The 1,091-nt window shown below is 46.0% G+C and carries 2 protein-coding genes; both read left to right on the forward strand.

Annotated features, from left to right (window positions below; translation table 11 throughout):
- Positions 1-624 (forward strand): hypothetical protein (locus A3735_RS31105; protein WP_068638387.1); only part of this gene is annotated, 624 nt, incomplete at its 5' end.
- Between the two features lie 69 nt (positions 625-693).
- Positions 694-1,091 (forward strand): 50S ribosomal protein L9 (gene rplI / locus A3735_RS17940; protein ID WP_068638390.1); only part of this gene is annotated, 398 nt, incomplete at its 3' end.

Here is a 1,091-nt window from a genome sequence, read left to right on the forward strand (position 1 = left end):
CTGCTTATGGCAGCGATATTAAGATCAACCGTCTCCTGGCAAGCCACTCTGGCTGCCGGAGGAGTAATTAGCCTGCTTACAGGCATTGTTGCTCCTTATCTTATGCCAGAGTTGATTGAAACCCTAATGGGGTTGGCTGAAGAGTTCTTTAAGCAGCTCGCAGAAGAGTCGCAGCAAGAATACGATGCTAATTTACAAGAAGGTTTCAAATTGCTACTGGTAGCAAGCTTTGCTTCATCCTTTTTCGGGATGGCTGTTATATCGCTGTTTTTAGCGCGATCCTGGCAGGCAAGCTTGTATAACCCGGGTGGTTGGCGAGAGGAGTTTCACCAGATACGCTTAACTGCGCGTATGGTGATGGGCCTGGTTTTGTTGATTGTGATCTTACCTGTGCTGGGCGTGAGTCCTGCCTTGGTTATCGCAGTCGCTGTGGTTCCGATTATGGTTTGCGGTTTTGCCTTGGTGCATGCCGTGATAGCGAAGCGAAAGCTTGGCGGGCAGTGGTTAATTGGCATTTATTTCTCGGCCATATTGCTGTTTCCAACTGTATTGATGCTGATAGCTTTGTTAGCCTTACTAGATAGTTTGGTCGACTTTAGAGCTAGAATGCAGGCGCCAGAATAGTAAAAGCATGAAACGCTGATTAGTTACATGAAACTAATTTGAGAAATCTAGAAAATAGAGGATCACGAGATGGAAGTTATTCTACTCGAGAAAGTTGGAAAATTAGGTGGTTTGGGTGACAAGGTAACTGTTAAGGCAGGTTACGGTCGCAATTTCCTATTACCATACGGTAAAGCTGTAGCGGCAAATGAAGCAAATGTTGCTGAGTTTGAAGCACGTCGTGCTGAGCTTGAAAAAGCTGCTGCTGAGAAGCTTGCTGCTGCTGAAGCGCGTGCTGAGCAATTGAATGAGAAAGAAGTAACTATCGTTTCCAGAGCGGGTGACGAAGGTAAGTTATTCGGTTCAATTGGTGTTCGCGATGTTGCGGATGCAGTAACGGCTGCTGGCGTTGAAGTTGCTAAATCAGAAGTTCGTCTTCCTGAAGGTGCGATTCGTAACGTTGGTGAGTTTGATGTTGCGATTCAATT

This window comes from Oleiphilus sp. HI0061, from assembly GCF_001635675.1.